The 16,077-nt window shown below is 36.3% G+C and carries 7 protein-coding genes; 4 read left to right on the top strand and 3 right to left on the bottom strand.

What is annotated here, in order from left to right; translation table 11 throughout:
- Nucleotides 1-25: 25 nt before the first annotated feature.
- Together Q0983_RS20835 and Q0983_RS20830 are read left to right on the top strand one after the other, a co-directional pair.
- Entirely contained in the window at nucleotides 26-1,105 is a 1,080-nt protein-coding gene (locus Q0983_RS20835; protein WP_299557252.1) for a hypothetical protein, read from the top strand.
- Nucleotides 1,098-1,970: a hypothetical protein gene (locus Q0983_RS20830; RefSeq protein ID WP_299557250.1), complete on the top strand. Its 873-nt coding sequence runs from the start codon at nucleotides 1,098-1,100 to the stop codon at nucleotides 1,968-1,970. Before Q0983_RS20835 ends, Q0983_RS20830 begins: the two co-directional genes overlap by 8 nt.
- A 21-nt stretch (nucleotides 1,971-1,991) precedes the next feature.
- Here Q0983_RS20830 and Q0983_RS20825 read toward each other — a convergent pair whose 3' ends face one another.
- The 3 genes from Q0983_RS20825 to Q0983_RS20815 form a co-directional block, all read right to left on the bottom strand.
- Nucleotides 1,992-2,780 (bottom strand): hypothetical protein, encoded by a 789-nt coding sequence (locus Q0983_RS20825; RefSeq protein ID WP_299557248.1) that lies wholly within the window; start codon nucleotides 2,778-2,780, stop codon nucleotides 1,992-1,994.
- Nucleotides 2,781-3,237: 457 nt separating this feature from the next.
- Nucleotides 3,238-3,903, bottom strand: coding sequence for a response regulator transcription factor (locus Q0983_RS20820; RefSeq protein WP_299557246.1), 666 nt, complete (start codon nucleotides 3,901-3,903; stop codon nucleotides 3,238-3,240).
- On the bottom strand, nucleotides 3,900-5,945 hold the full coding sequence (locus Q0983_RS20815) for a tetratricopeptide repeat protein (RefSeq protein WP_299557244.1): 2,046 nt from the start codon (nucleotides 5,943-5,945) through the stop codon (nucleotides 3,900-3,902). The genes Q0983_RS20820 and Q0983_RS20815 overlap by 4 nt, the downstream gene beginning before the upstream one ends.
- A 121-nt stretch (nucleotides 5,946-6,066) precedes the next feature.
- Between Q0983_RS20815 and Q0983_RS20810 the strand changes: the two genes are divergently transcribed.
- Together Q0983_RS20810 and Q0983_RS20805 are read left to right on the top strand one after the other, a co-directional pair.
- Nucleotides 6,067-6,333, top strand: coding sequence for a hypothetical protein (locus tag Q0983_RS20810; protein ID WP_299557242.1), 267 nt, complete (start codon nucleotides 6,067-6,069; stop codon nucleotides 6,331-6,333).
- 48 nt (nucleotides 6,334-6,381) lie between these two features.
- On the top strand, nucleotides 6,382-15,993 hold the full coding sequence (locus Q0983_RS20805; RefSeq protein ID WP_299557240.1) for a BspA family leucine-rich repeat surface protein: 9,612 nt from the start codon (nucleotides 6,382-6,384) through the stop codon (nucleotides 15,991-15,993).
- Nucleotides 15,994-16,077 lie beyond the last annotated feature (84 nt).

Raw genomic sequence — 16,077 nt, 5'->3', positions numbered from 1 at the left:
AAAATTTAAACGTACAAAAACACGTATGAAATCAGCCGAAAAATACCTTTGCGAAATAAGAGAGATGGCTTATAATTCTTCTAAAGGGTGGATGGTCACAGTTGAAAGTGTATTTGAAGAGGACTATGATGATATTCAATTCAGGAATACCTTAGCCAGTATTAATTACAAAGATATTTTACAGGATTTTGAGAGCGGTAAACTAGATCATTTTATTAAAGAAAATTCAGGTGATAAGCGTCTGGATCTATTAATTTCCAAGTTAGCTTATTCTCTGATGGAGGATATTAAAGATTGTACTCAAAATAAGTACTCTGATAAGTGGAATAATACCTATTTATCTTTCATACCATATAACGATTGTACCGCATTTTGTTCTAATGTAGATGATTTTTTAGAGCCACTGGACGGATATATAATTTGTATTAATCAAGGTATTTATTACTGCCTCAATCTGATCAGTAAAGCCTTTGTTGTTGAAACCGTAAGTGAGGATTTAAAACAGTATAAAAATAATGCCCCGGAGTTATATAATGATGCCATTGGTTTATTTCTTGAGCCTAAAAAAGAGGCTATCAAAAACCTCTTTTTTGAACCTGAAAAATTACAACCTCAAAACTATGGTCATTTATCAGCTTTTCAATCATCCATGGCGATGATGATCATGCAATTTATTGGCTTACACGAATTTGGTCATATTGTTAATGATGATTTAACAGAGGTGACTCATTATAAAAGTCATTTAGGCGCCATTACAGGTCATGAAGCAACTGAAGGTGATTATGATCATAAAAAAACATGGGCCCTTGAATATTCTGCCGATGAGTTTGCTATCAAAGCCCTTTCAAGCAGAGCAGCCTGTAATGAAGCTGCCTGGGCTAATTTTCTGTCTATTTATTATTTTTTCAAATGGCTGGATGATGTAGAAACAAAAATCAAAAAACCGATATCCAGGTTTCATCCACCACCAATGGATCGGGCAAATAATCTATTACGTATTATGAAGCAAACAAGTGAAATGCCTCAGGATGCCGAACGGGTTATTAATAATATTTCTATGTGGTCTGATACATGGCTGGTACAGAACAAGGATTGCTATGAGTAAAGAATATGGTGGCTACAGAGCGAACAAGGAATCACTAAGAATTGCGAAAAACATAGCAAAAAAACTAGGAATTCCTTATGATGAAGAAGATGTTAAGCGTTTAGCAGAGATACTTCATCAGGTCTATTTTGAAGAGATCATTGAGAAATTGGGCATAGATAGTCATATTTTGTTCGACCATGGTGCAATTAGAAAGGTTACTTCTCATGTGACAAACATTGGAGGTGTTAGAGAACATGTTTTTTTTGATGAACAATTTGATTTCTGGCTATTTGAAATTTGTTTTTTGAATTCCATAGCTACATTCAAGCCATTTTCAGCATCTACCGGTACGAAGTTGTTAGACGCTTTAAGAGCTACTTTGGATGTGTTCAGAATAGCCGACCTGCATGAATTTAACAGGGATGACATGCTTGTATTAAATAAAAAGTATGATGACTTACTGAAGTTTTCTCATGATTTAAGTAAAGCGATGATCGCATTTATTATGTGCCATGAAATAGCCCATACGGTCTCCGATTACTTAAGACCTGATATGAGTGTTGCAGAGAGGGAGTTTGAAGCAGATACATTAGGCTATAATTATTTTACAAGGGTCATTCAACATCCCGATAAATCGTCTTACATAGCACTCCAGGGCATGTTTTTGTGCGCACCGGTGTTGTTTTTTAAATACCTGGGTCTGGAGGAAGATTACTATTCGAATAAAATAAAATCCAAGCCTGAAAGAAAAGGTTATCCCAGTCCTGTCGAAAGAGAGAGGAACATAAGATTACTCTTTAATGAAGTAAGTGCCCATGATAGTATATACTTGTTGGATCTACTCGAAAAAGGACTGAATAGTTTACATTCACATTTACTGTAGCATAATTTCCACCTACAAAAATCAACTCTTTTTAATCAATATGGTGGTTCCAGTATTGTTTTCTAAAATAGTCGCATTACCATCACATAGTTTGTGCTTAATACCTTTGCCGGTATTTAGGTCTGACAATTCAATTTGATGGATGATTTTTACGGTCAGGTCCTCAATGATATTTGGAATATCCGTGCTGAAGGTACCTATAATTGAAGCTCCGGTTGTAATCATACCTCTTTCATCTCCATTGCGAATTTCTGTTTCGATTTCTATATTGAGACCGTTTTGGAGTATTTTTAATAACATTTCCCAAATGGATGAAACTCCTTTAAGATGGTTAATTTGTGGAATTCTAACAGTGATTTTCGTCTTTTTAATTTGAGACTTAAAAGCGCATTTGGGAGGGGTGTGGTTTTTAGTTGTTGAAAGGAATTTATATGTTCCATTTCCGGTTTTATAACGTCTGTGAGCTTCAAAAAAATCTTCTTTTTTCGCCTTATCTTTTTTCTCACCTTTTATGTTAAATTCTTTTTTATAAAATTCCTCGATCTGTGTCTCATTATCGTCATAGAACTTTTTGAAATTGAGAGTGTTTCTGTTATGAACTTTAGTCACCTTGTCTATAGAATTGATGTTGAAATTTTTAGGAGAATACTCAAAATTTTTGATCTCTTTTATAGTTTTTTTAGATAAACTATCATTCATTTTAACGATGGCCTCATGAATATCAATAACCTTTTTATCATTCAAACAATCAATAAGATAAAGTAATGCTTTTATTTCTGTCTCTGTATTTATAAGGCCATCCCTTTTCATAATTCAAAAATTTTTGAACTAGTTTCTACTAGTATAAACTCTACCGTTTATTACTCTTATTTCGTCAGTATTATTGCAACATGATTTGTTGATTAATCCGGAGTTTCTAATCTCAAATCTATGTGCTCGAGCATGATTTTAAAATAAGTATTAATTAAAAATCATGCATTATGAAAATTTTTTTAAAATTAATGATCGTTGTAACAATGCTAAATGTAATTGTACAATCATGCACCCGAACAAGTCTGGAAAATGAGAATGAGAATTCTCCAAATCCAGAGGTTTTTCAAGAATCAGATCCACCGTCAGATCCGATACCTCCTGATCCTTGTGAGGACCCGGAAGACTGCTAGTAGTCACATCCCGCATAGTTAACTAGTTGTTTAAATAAAGTATACTTTTAAAGATGTTTGCATCAAAGCAAACATCTTTTTTTGTAGCTAAGATATTACTTTTTTTATTTTTTAAAAGGAGGAATTGAGAATTCATAATTTTCTTTATGCGCGTTTTTATAATTTATATAAATTCTAATAAGTTCTGCGCTATTTTTTGCATTTAAACGCTCACACATATTTCTTACATGAGATTCTACAGTCTTTTGTCCTATATATAGTTTTGAGGCCACTTCTTTTTGAGTTAGCCCTTTACTAAGTTCTTCAACGACTTGCTTTTCTCGCTTCGATAGCTTTAATAGCCTACCTATTTTGATCATTTTTTTTAAACTGGGGTCAATATAGGTATTGCCTTTAATTACTTCATCAATAGCATTGAATAAATGCTTCGCGGGTAACTGTTTGTCTAAATATCCATTAACCTTAAATTCATTTATTAAATTATCATAATGGTCAACTTTGGCATATTGAGTGAGGACTATAATTTTAATTTTTGGGGCATCCTTTCTTAATCTTTTTGCTATGGTAAAACCGTCGTAATTTGAAGTGTGAAAATTTAGATCCAATATAACGACATCTATTTTTTCCTTTTTTATAAAATTGAATGCAGTGTCGTAATTGTGACTTATGAGTATCCTTGAGATTAAAGCATTGTGCTTTAATAATTTTTCTAAACCTTCAGCAAAAATAATCGAATCTTCTACAATTAATACGGTTGCTTTTTTTGTCATTTTAAGTTTTGATTAATGGGAAAGTCTAAATTGAAGACTGTACCTTCTTTTGTTCTTGATAGACTACACTTGCCTTTTAATAATTTGGTCCGATGCTCCATATTAATGATACCAATGCCAACACTATTATCTTCCAGACCAATTCCGTTGTCTTCAATTTCGACATGCAAATTATTTTGTTTTTCGTCGGCTTGGAATGCGATTCGGATGTTGCTGGCTTTTGCATGTTTCTCAATGTTATTTAAGGCCTCTAAAAGGATGCCGTATAGGTTAGTTTGTGAGTCTAACCTTAAATTATCGATAACATCCGGGATATCATTTTCGACAGATACCATGATTTTTCTGTACGATTGAAATTCGGATAATTGGTTAATAATGATTTCAGACAATTTGTTGTATTTAATTCTATCATGGAGGGGTGAAAGGCGATGGGATATTAATCGCATTTCATGATTAATGTTTTTTAAGTTTTTAGTGATGTCATTAATCGACGATTTTTCATACTTATTTTCCTGTAAAGACAAAGCTTCAATTTTTAATCGAATACCATCAAGATTATTGGTTATAATATCATGAAGATTTTTACTAATGTGCCTTTTAATCTCTTCTTGGCCTTTAAATATGGCTTTTAAGTAATTAATAGATTGTTCTTGTTTTATAATCCTATTCCTTTGTTTTATATATAAGAAAGCAGCTGATAATAAGAATATTATCAAGAAGGAAACTACAAGTAATAATCTGTTAATTTTAATTTTAGTTTTTTGTTCTTTAATTAGAAGGTTATTTTGTTTGTTTTTAAGAGATAACTTTAAGTTTTCATTTAGTGCTTTTTCATTTTCAAACTTCTCCTGTAGGGTTTGAACGACTTCAGCTCTTTTTTCATTAAAAATAGTTTTGTAGAGATGAGTATATTGTTTTTGATAATCGTAAGCTTTTAAGTATTTCTTGAGCCGAACATTTAACAAGGCATTTATTTCAAAATTCCTGGCTACTAACTCGTTGCTTTCCACTTTTGATATTAAATCATTAGCAATGCCTAAATAATATTCGGCTTGAGATACATCATTGGTTTCAAGATGGATTAATGCTAATTCATTGCAATTGAATACCGTAGACCTGAAGTTATTCCTTTTTATGTTTATAGCCAGTGCCTTTTTGTAATAGTCTCTGGCCAGGCTCAGATTACTTTTTAAATAGTGGATGGTTCCAATATTGTATAGAATTGAAGCCCTCTGACTGCTGTTTTCTTTACTTAATTTTAAGGACGATTGATAATATATATGAGAAGAATCATAAGCTTTTTCAGCTTTATGAGCATTGGCAATATTATTATAACTTAAAAGTATTTCCGAGGTATCTTTAAGCTGTTTTCTATATGATAAGGCCTTAAAATAATAGTAAAATGCTTTCTTACTGCTTCCAATGTCAGTTTGTATTTGAGCTATTTCATTGGAGGCTTTGGCTAGCTTTTCCAGGTTTTTCATTTTAGCGAAGCCGTCATAAGCTTTCAGTAAGTACTTCAATGCTTTATTATACTGTTGCCTAGTTTTAAATATAATTCCGGCACTTAAAAAGACATTTAGAGCCTCTTTATTATTATATCCATCGTAGATTTTCAGGGATTTTTCAAGATAGTAAACGGCACTGTCTTTGCTGTGTTCTTTTCGTTTAAGAATAGCCAAACTATAATAGCAATAGGCAGCAGTTATAGTTGTGGAGTCTTCAGCAATACTTTTCTTATAGTATATTTTGGCTTTAGCGTAGTTTTCAGTTTTTCTTAATAAAGTCGCTATTTTTTTATACAATAAAGGAATGGTATCCTGATAACCTTTATCAATAGACCATAATAATGCTTCCTCATAATATGTATTCGCTTGGTTAAAATTATCAACTTTAATCAGACTATCAGCTTTATTAATAATTTCGCGAACCTTATAAGTATTTTGAGCTAAAGAACTGGAGTTTAGCAATATCCCAAAGCAAAAAATTAATAGATGGTCAACGAATCTTAGCCTTCTTTTACTTGAGATAGTACTTTTCATACATCTAAAATAGACATTATTAATTAACTAATAGTAAAAAGATTACGGGAATATCCCTATTGACATCGTTACTCATAATTGAGAGATTTATTCTCAAATTTTAAACAATAAATTATTGGATATGGGTAATAAAGAAGGTAATAGTTTTTCAAAAGGATTAGGATTTATAGCAGGTTTTGCCGGGGCTATATTAGGTGCAGGTGTAGCTAATGAAGATCCGGAATTAAATGCATTCGTTGGTTTCCTGGTTGGAGGCTTTATCGGGTATATAGGCGGATGGATTGTTGGCGAGTTTTTAACCTGGACTTTGAAGGTTATCCTCGCCATTATATCCGCATTGATAATAATATTCAGAGTCTACCGGTTCTTGTCTTTTCTTGGCGAATGATAAAAAACTCCATATAACACAAATAATAAATTCTAAATAACAATAAAAATGAAAAAAATTTATCTATTAGTTTTTAGTATGCTTCCAGTACTGGTTTTTTCTCAGATTTCACAATTGGGTCAGGACATAGATGGAGAAGCTTTTGGTGACCAATCCGGGTATTCGGTCAGTCTTAGCTCCGATGGAAATCGTGTTGCCATTGGAGCACAATTAAATGATGGTAACGGCATTGATTCCGGGCATGTCAGGGTATATGAAATGAACAGTGGTAGTTGGACCCAGGTAGGGGCAGATATCGATGGTGAAGACGCATTGGATTTATCCGGATGGTCAGTTAGTTTAGATGCTGATGGTAATAGAGTGGCAATAGGTGCTTATCTAAATGACGGAGGAGGCATTTTTAATTCAGGTCATGTTAGAATTTATGAGTTTACTAATGGTAGTTGGGTGCAATTAGGGGCTGATATTGATGGTACCTCGGTAGAAGAACAATCCGGATATTCCGTCGGACTTAGTGCCGATGGAAATCGTGTTGTCGTCGGGGCTTATTTGAGTGACGGAAATGGTGTGAATTCCGGAGGTGCTAAAGTCTTCGAGTATGTTAATGGGGATTGGTCACTATTGGGAAATGAAATTACCGGGGAACGCGCAATAGATCAGGCCGGTTGGTCCATAAGTATAAGTGATGATGGAAATAGGGTAGCAGTAGGCTCCCGATTAAATGATGACGGAGGGCCTAATGCTGGACATATTAGAGTTTTTGAGTTCAATTCTACCGATTGGATACAGTTGGGTAACGATATTGATGGCGAGGCCGCTGAGGATTTATTTGGGCATTCAGTTAGTCTAAATGCTAATGGTAGTATAGTTGCCATTGGAGGTTATGAAAACGATGGTAATGGAGCTGCATCGGGACATACTCGTATTTTTGAATTTAATGGAAGCAATTGGATTCAGTTAGGAAGTGATATTGATGGAGAAGCAGCCATAGATCGATCAGGTTGGTCGGTAAGTCTGAATGATACTGGAGATGTAGTGGCTATTGGAGCTTATTTGAATGATGGTAGTGCAGTAAACTCTGGGCATACCCGAATTTATGAATTTAGTGGAGGTGATTGGACACAATTGGGAGGTGATATTGATGGCGAGGCCTCCGTAGACAACCAATCCGGATGGTCCGTAAGTTTAGATGGGTCAGGTAATAGGGTAGCCATTAGTGCGTATTTGAATGATGGTACAGCCACCAATGCGGGTAGTGTAGAGATATTTGAAATATCAGCACCCATACCATCCAATGCTTTTGTAACCACATGGGAAACAGATAACCAGGGGATTTCAAATGATAATCAAATTACCATTCCTACAGCTGTAACGTCAACTTACAATTATACCGTTGACTGGGGAGATGGAACCAGCAATTCAAATGTAACCGGAAGCATTACACATACTTACGGAACTCCCGGAACATATCAGGTAACAATAACAGGTCAATTTCCTTACATTGGTTTTAGGCAGAATGGATTGGATAATCAAAAATTGATCTCTATTGATAATTGGGGGGATTCGCAATGGGTGTCTTTCGATGAGTCTTTTTTAGGGTGTAGCAATATGGATGTTTTAGCCACCGATATTCCGGATTTAAGTAATGTCTTTAACATGCGCGGGATGTTCTCCAATTGCACCTCTCTGGTTGGGAATAGCTCTTTTAGTAATTGGGATGTGAACAATGTCCTTTTTATGAATAATATGTTTCAGGGAACCTTATTCAATATTGATATTGGTAGTTGGGATATGTCTTCTGTGACAACGACCTCCGCTATGTTTAATAATGCAACTCAATTCAATCAGGATATTAGCAGTTGGGATGTTAGTAATGTTACCAACATGGGGTCTATGTTCGCAAGTGCGACAAGTTTTAATCAGGATATTGGTAGTTGGAACGTTGGCAATGTTACCAGTATGAGCGCTATGTTCGACAGTAGTAATTTTAATCGTGATATAGGAAGTTGGGATGTAAGTAACGTCACTACCATGTTACGCATGTTTAATCGAAGCACATTCAATCAGGATATTGGAGGCTGGGATGTTAGTGCGGTGACTAATATGAACTCCATGTTTTCCATAAGCCCGTTTGATCAAAATATCGGAAATTGGAATGTAGGAGCTGTTACTAATATGAACTCCATGTTTTTGCAAACACCTTTTAATCAGGACATCGGTAATTGGGACGTTTCTAATGTCACCAGAATGGACTTTATGTTTGATCAGGCACCCAATTTTAATCAAAACCTGAACGCCTGGAATGTTAGTGCTGTTACTAACATGCAACACATGTTTGACAGGGCCACTGCTTTTAATGGAAATATAGGAAATTGGGATGTCAGCAATGTCGCTGTTATGACTCAAATGTTTATTAGAGCCGAGAGTTTTAATCAAAATATTGGAAGTTGGAATGTCAGCAGTGCCACTAATATGGATGGTATGTTTTCTAATGCTATTGCTTTCAATCAGGATATAAGTAATTGGAATGTCAGTTCGGTGACTACGATGCGATCTATGTTTCAACGGGCTACTCTTTTTGACCAGGATTTGGGAAGTTGGGATGTCAGTAATGTTACTGATATGGTACAAATGTTTAACCTAACAAGCCTTTCTGTTGTAAATTATGACAATATTCTGATGGGTTGGAACAGTTTAAATCTACAGCCTAATGTGACTTTTAGCGCGGGAGAAACGCAATTTTGTTTAGGTGAAGCGGCAAGACAAAATATGATTGATAATGATGGGTGGATCATCACGGATGGAGGCAAGACCGTAGATTGTGTTATTGAGCAACCTTTTGTAACTACCTGGAAAACGGATAACCCAGGTGATTCTTCCAGCAATCAGATTACCATACCAGTATTTTCTGGAGAAACCTATAATTATTCTGTAGATTGGGGAGATGGTGCTTCAGATTCGGGCGTAACTACAGGTATAACACATACGTATACATCGCCTGGAACGTATACCGTTTCTATATCGGGAGATTTTCCAAGGCTCTTCTTTAATAATCAGGGGGACAAGTCAAAATTGTTAAGTGTTAACAACTGGGGTACAATTGGTTGGTTATCAATGGAAAACGCTTTTTCCGGATGTAACAACCTGGATATGCTGGCTATAGATTCACCGGATTTATCTCAGGTTACCTCAATGGAAAGAATGTTTTTTAATTGCCAAAACCTTATCGGAAATGATTCGTTTAATTCATGGGGCCTTAGTAATGTCATAAACCTAGATGAAATGTTCTTGTTGGCCAGGTCTTTCAATCAGCCGATAGGTAATTGGGATGTAAGTAACGTAACATCTATGAATGGGACGTTTTGGGACTGTGATATTTTTGATCAGGATATTAGTGGTTGGAACGTAAGTAATGTCACTTCAATGAGTGCCCTATTCAGAGAATGTCTAAACTTTAACCAAAACATTGGTGCCTGGGATGTGAGTTCGGTTACTGATATGAGTTTATTATTTTTTCTGGCGAGAAGTTTTAATCAAGATATAGGTTCCTGGGATGTAAGCTCTGTAACTAACATGGAGTCAGCCTTAAATAGCACTTGGGTGTTTAATCAGGATATAAGCTCCTGGGACGTGAGTAATGTTACTAACATGAGAAGTATGTTCTCAGACGCGTTTGAATTTAATCAGGATATAAGCTCATGGGATGTAAGTTCTGTAAGGAATATGGCTGTGATGTTTAACAAGGCTTTAGCTTTTAATCAACCCATTGGTAATTGGGATGTGAGTTCGGTAACCAATATGGATTTATTATTTAAAAGTGCAGGTGTTTTTAATCAGGATATAGGTTCTTGGGATGTGAGTTCTGTAACCACTATGGAAAGTATGTTTGGAAATGCTACAAATTTTAACCAGGATATCGGAAGTTGGAATGTATCCAATGCAACAGATATGGGATCCATGTTTAACGGAGCCACGGCTTTTAACCAGGACATTGGTTCCTGGGACGTTTCCAATGTACGGGATATGAGGTTTATGTTCAATTCAGCAACGGCATTTAATCAGGATATAGGCTCTTGGGATGTAAGTGCTGTTACAAACATGCAACGAATGTTTAAAGATGCCATAAATTTTGATCAAAATCTGGGGTCATGGAATGTGAGTGGTGTTACAACCATGTTTGAAATGTTTACCAATGTTACGCTATCTCAGGAAAATTACGACGCTATTTTGATCGGATGGAATAATCTTTCGAGCTTGCAGCCTAATGTCATATTTAGTGCAGGTAATAGTCAATATTGTCTTGGAGAAACTGCCCGGCAAAATATAATAGATAATTATAGTTGGACTATCACTGACGGCGGTTTAAACTGCCCTTCTAGACCTTTTGTAACAACCTGGAAAACTGACAATGCTGGTGTATCAGGGGCTGATCAAATTACCATTCCTACCTTTTCGGGAGAACTGTACAATTACACAGTGGATTGGGGAGATGGAACCTCTGATAACGGAGTTACAGGAGATATTACTCATAATTATGCAGCACCGGGAACATATACTGTTTCAATAACCGGAGATTTTCCAAGAATATTTTTCGATGGCGGCGGCGATAGAGAAAAAATAGTAACAGTTGATAGCTGGGGAGATATCATCTGGTCTTCCATGAATAACGCTTTTAGAGCCTGTACTAATCTTGATGTTATAGCTGGAGATGTTCCTAATCTTTCTAATGTAACCGATTTGGAACAGATGTTTACAGGATGCACTAGTTTGGTTGGAAATAATGTTATAAACGATTGGGATGTGAGCACTATAACAAATATGAACGGAATGTTTTCAGCCGCAACTGTCTTTAATCAAAATATAAGTGATTGGAATGTCAGCAACGTAACAGATATGAGCTTGATGTTTAGAAGTGCAGAACTTTTCAATCAGGGTATAGGACATTGGGATGTTGGTTCGGTTTTAACCATGCGAGGGATGTTTCAGCTTGCTACAGCTTTCAATCAGGATATAGGTAATTGGAATATTGGCAATGTGACAGATATCGGAAGTATGTTCGCAGCGGCTAGCACGTTCAACCAGGATATAAGTGCTTGGAATACCAGTCAGGTTACCAGAATGGTAGCCGTATTTAATAATGCAGACGCTTTTAATCAGGATATTGGTAATTGGGATGTGAGCAGCGTTACGGATATGACAGCCATGTTTGCTTCCGGAGTCTTCAATCAAAACATTGGTAGCTGGGATGTGAGTTCTGTTCTTAGCATGAGCAATATGTTTAGAGATACTCAAGATTTCAATCAAGATCTAAGTGGCTGGAATGTTAGTTTGGTGAGGAATATGAATAGTATGTTTTCGAATGCGATCTCTTTTGATCAGGATTTAGGTGGTTGGGATATTAGTAGTGTCACCAACATTGAGGATATGTTTAAAGATATTACACTATCTACGGCAAATTATGATAGCATTTTACAAGGATGGAGCTCATTGACATTGCAACCTAATTTGGCGTTTAATGGAGGTAATAGTTTGTATTGTTTGAGTGAAAATGCCAGACAAAGTATTATAGATAATTATAACTGGACCATTATTGATGGCGGACTTAATTGTCCGCAGAGCGCTTTCGTAACAACATGGAAAACTGATAACACCGGAGTTTCGTCAGATAATCAAATTACTATTCCAACAAATCAATTCTTGACTTATAATTATACTGTAGATTGGGGAGATGGCACCACTACCAGTGAAACAGGGGAAGCTACACATTCTTATGTAGCACCGGGAACTTATACGGTATCAATAACAGGAGATTTTCCACAGATTCAATTTGCTAATCAAGGAGACAAAGACAAATTATTGACTATTGACCAATGGGGAGATATAGAATGGCAATCTATGGCAGGAGCCTTTCACGGGTGTTCTAATTTAGATGTAGTAGCTGCAGATATACCAAATTTCCCTAATGCTGTTTCATTACAATCCATGTTTAACGGTTGTGTATCTTTAGTAGGAAATTCGAATTTTAACAATTGGGACATTAGTAAGGTAACATCTTTGAGTTCTATGTTTAGCGGCGCATCAAACTTCAATCAAGATATTGGGGCCTGGGATACTTCATCAGTACTTAGAATGCAATGCACATTCTTCAACGCGAGTATCTTCAATCAGGATATAGGTAATTGGAATACGGCTTTAGTTACTAATATGTCTACTATGTTTGCCCAGGCAACCGTTTTTAACCAGGATATTGGTAATTGGGATACGTCATCAGTTACTACAATGGCTAATATGTTCTCTAATGCCAGGGCATTTAATCAAGATATAGGGAATTGGAATACAGCAACAGTTATTAGTATGGATAACATGTTTTTAGATGCAGTGTCTTTCAACCAAAATGTAGCAAGTTGGGATATTGGAGCGGTAACCGGTATGAGAAATATGTTTCGGAATGCCCGTGTATTCGATCAGGATATAGGTAACTGGAATACCGGTTCGGTAACCGTTATGGCAAACATGTTTCGGGGGGCATTAGATTTCAATCAGGACATTAGTGCTTGGGATACATCCAATGTAACTAACATGGAAGTCATGTTTGGTACATCGAATTTTAATCAGAATATAGGCGGATGGAATACTTCTAAGGTCACAAACATGCGCGCCATGTTTCAAAACGCCAGTCATTTTGAACAGGACTTAGGAGGATGGGATATTTCCAGTTTAACGAACGCAGAAGATATGTTCGCAGGGGTTACTTTAGATACCGAAAACTATGATGCGTTGTTAATAGGTTGGGCTACCTTAGATACAGGAGAAACGGCAATACCCGGAAATATTATTTTTAGTGGAGGTAATAGTGAATATTGTTTAGGTGAAGCTTCCAGGCAAACTTTGGTAGATGCGTTTAATTGGACTATTACAGATGGCGGTAAGGAAGCAGGTTGCGTTGTTGACCAGCCTTTTGTGATGACCTTTAAAACAGATAATCCCGGTGTGTCAGGGTCAAATCAAATCAGTATTCCTACGTTTTCATCAGAAAATTATAATTATTCTGTTGACTGGGGCGATGGGAACTCCAATTCCAATGTTACGGGAAGTATAACACATACTTACGCTGCTTCCGGAACTTACACGGTTTCCATATCCGGAGAATTTCCAAGAATTTATTTTAACAATAACGGTGATAAGAAAAAAATAGTAACTGTAGATCAATGGGGTAGTACGGCATGGTCTTCTATGAAAAATGCTTTCAAAGGCTGTTCTAATTTAGATGTTGTCGCTACAGATGCACCTAATTTAACGGAAGTTAATTCATTAGAAGGGATGTTTTTTGGTTGTAATTCATTAATTGGAACTACGTCTTTTAACACATGGGATACGAGTTCTATAATATCCCTGAATTCTGCTTTTAAAGAAGCAACACTTTTTAACCAGGATCTTAGTAATTGGGATGTCAGTTTAGTAGTCGATATGAAAGCGCTGTTTAGAAAGGCCAGGGATTTTAATCAAGATATCGGTAGTTGGAATGTTGGCAATGTAACAGATATGAACTCTATGTTCAGTGCTGCTAATTCTTTTAATCAACCTATTGGTACCTGGGATGTTTCCGGTGTTGTAAGTATGCATAGAATGTTTCGCAGGGCAACTGATTTTAATCAGGATATAGGTGGTTGGAATGTTAGTTCTGTTCAGGACATGTCGTTTATATTTGACCAGGCTAATAACTTTAATCAGGATATCAGTAGCTGGGATGTCAGTAGTGTGAATGATATGTCTGCCATGTTTAGAAAGGCTAAAGACTTCAATCAGGATATTAGTGTATGGGATGTAGGTTCGGTGACAGATATGGGGAAAATGTTTGACAGAGCAACTTCTTTTGACCAAAATTTAGGTGACTGGGATGTAAGTCAGGTTAATAACATGAATAAGATGTTCAACAATGTCACTTTGTCGACCGAAAATTATGATGGCTTGTTGTTAGGCTGGACTACACAACTTTTACAGGGTAATGTCTCTTTTAGTGCCGGGAATAGTCAATATTGTCTTGGAGAAACAGCAAGGCAAAACATGATTAATAACTTTGGATGGACTATTAGTGATGGCGGAAAGGACAGTGCGTGTATTCAGCAACGTCCATTTATAACCAAATGGAAAACTGATAATCCGGGATCAACGAATAATAACCAGGTCAGATTTCCTGCACCCAATGGAGGGACTTATGTATACAACTATAACATTGATTGGGGAGATGGGACATCAGAATTTGGGTTACAAACCAGCGTTACACATACTTATGCCTCACCAGGGACTTATACCATTAAGGTCTCCGGAGAATATCCGTATTTTTTCGTTGGGTCTTCAACAGATAAATTTAAGCTTATTTCGATTGACCAATGGGGAGATATTAGTTGGGAATCGTTTCAAGGATCTTTTAAAGGGTTTCCAAATTTAGATGTGATAGCTCAAGACGCTCCTGATCTTAGTCAGGTAATAACATTACATGAAGCATTTATGGGATGCACCTCTCTGGTCGGAAATGCAAGTTTCAATAGTTGGGATACCAGTAGTATTATTTTTATGTCGAATATGTTTCAGAGTGCTACGCTCTTTGATCAGCCTCTTGGCAATTGGGACGTAAGCAATGTTCTTGGTATGGATGGCATGTTTGATGCTACAGCATTTAACCAGGATATAAGTGCATGGAATGTAAGCAATGTGACGCATATGAGTAGAATGTTTAGAAATGCCTCAAATTTTAATCAACCTATTGGGAGTTGGGATGTCAGTGCTGTTTTGGGAATGAACTCCATGTTTGAAGGTGCGGTTTCATTTAACCAGGATATAGGTTTATGGGATGTCAGTTCTGTAACGGGTATGGTCTTAATGTTTGAATCTAGTGCCTTTAATCAAGATATCGGTACTTGGAATGTTGGTAATGTCACCAGTATGAGTTCCATGTTCAGAGACAATTCAAGCTTTAATCAGGATATTGGGAATTGGGATATGAGCAATGTTACCGATACGAGAAATATGTTTCACAACGCTACTGCATTTAATCAAAATCTGGCAAATTGGAATGTGTCTAATGTAACTAATATGAGAGCGATGTTCGACAATGCCGTCGCTTTTGATCAGGACATAGGTAACTGGGATGTCAGCAATGTTACGGAAATGAGGGACATGTTTAATGGCGTGACACTATCAACCGCCAATTACGATAATTTATTGATTGGCTGGAATAGTTTAAATCTGCAATCCTCGGTTCTTTTTAATGCAGGCAATAGTCAGTATTGTAACGGAACAACGGCAAGAGCTACTTTGGTGAGTACTTATTTTTGGAATATTTCAGATGGTGGGCAAGAGGGCGGTTGTAGTCAAACGCCTTCTAAGGTCAATAACACTAAAAAGGTTCAACCGCAGTTTACCCTATATCCGAATCCAACTGACTCAAGAATAACATTATCTACCAGGGATCTGGATATATTATTCACATCTATTAAGGTGATTGATATTTTAGGGAGAAATCTATTAAGTGTTAAGTTAAACAGTGGAGAGGAGGCTCATGAACTATTAGTGGATAGACTGCAATCAGGAACGTACTGGCTCAACATTTATCAGGGAACAAAATTAATTGAGCAAAAACGTTTCATTGTTCGAAAATAGTGATGTCTTTATTAATAAGATATCTTGATTTAAGTAAGTTTTTCCAACTTAGCGATAATCTGAAAACAAAAAACCTACAACGTT

It is taken from the genome of Seonamhaeicola sp., from assembly GCF_028281565.1.
Taxonomy (GTDB): domain Bacteria; phylum Bacteroidota; class Bacteroidia; order Flavobacteriales; family Flavobacteriaceae; genus Seonamhaeicola.
This window is presented reverse-complemented; position numbering and strand designations above follow the sequence as displayed.

Excerpts from the sequence above, each read along its gene's own strand:
- Q0983_RS20815 (WP_299557244.1), bottom strand. The coding sequence starts at position 5,945 with ATGAAAAGTACTATCTCAAGTAAAAGAAGGCTAAGATTCGTTGACCAT.
- Q0983_RS20825 (WP_299557248.1), bottom strand. The coding sequence starts at position 2,780 with ATGAAAAGGGATGGCCTTATAAATACAGAGACAGAAATAAAAGCATTA.
- Q0983_RS20810 (WP_299557242.1), top strand. The coding sequence starts at position 6,067 with ATGGGTAATAAAGAAGGTAATAGTTTTTCAAAAGGATTAGGATTTATA.
- Q0983_RS20830 (WP_299557250.1), top strand. The coding sequence starts at position 1,098 with ATGAGTAAAGAATATGGTGGCTACAGAGCGAACAAGGAATCACTAAGA.
- Q0983_RS20805 (WP_299557240.1), top strand. The coding sequence starts at position 6,382 with ATGAAAAAAATTTATCTATTAGTTTTTAGTATGCTTCCAGTACTGGTT.
- Q0983_RS20835 (WP_299557252.1), top strand. The coding sequence starts at position 26 with ATGAAATCAGCCGAAAAATACCTTTGCGAAATAAGAGAGATGGCTTAT.
- Q0983_RS20820 (WP_299557246.1), bottom strand. The coding sequence starts at position 3,903 with ATGACAAAAAAAGCAACCGTATTAATTGTAGAAGATTCGATTATTTTT.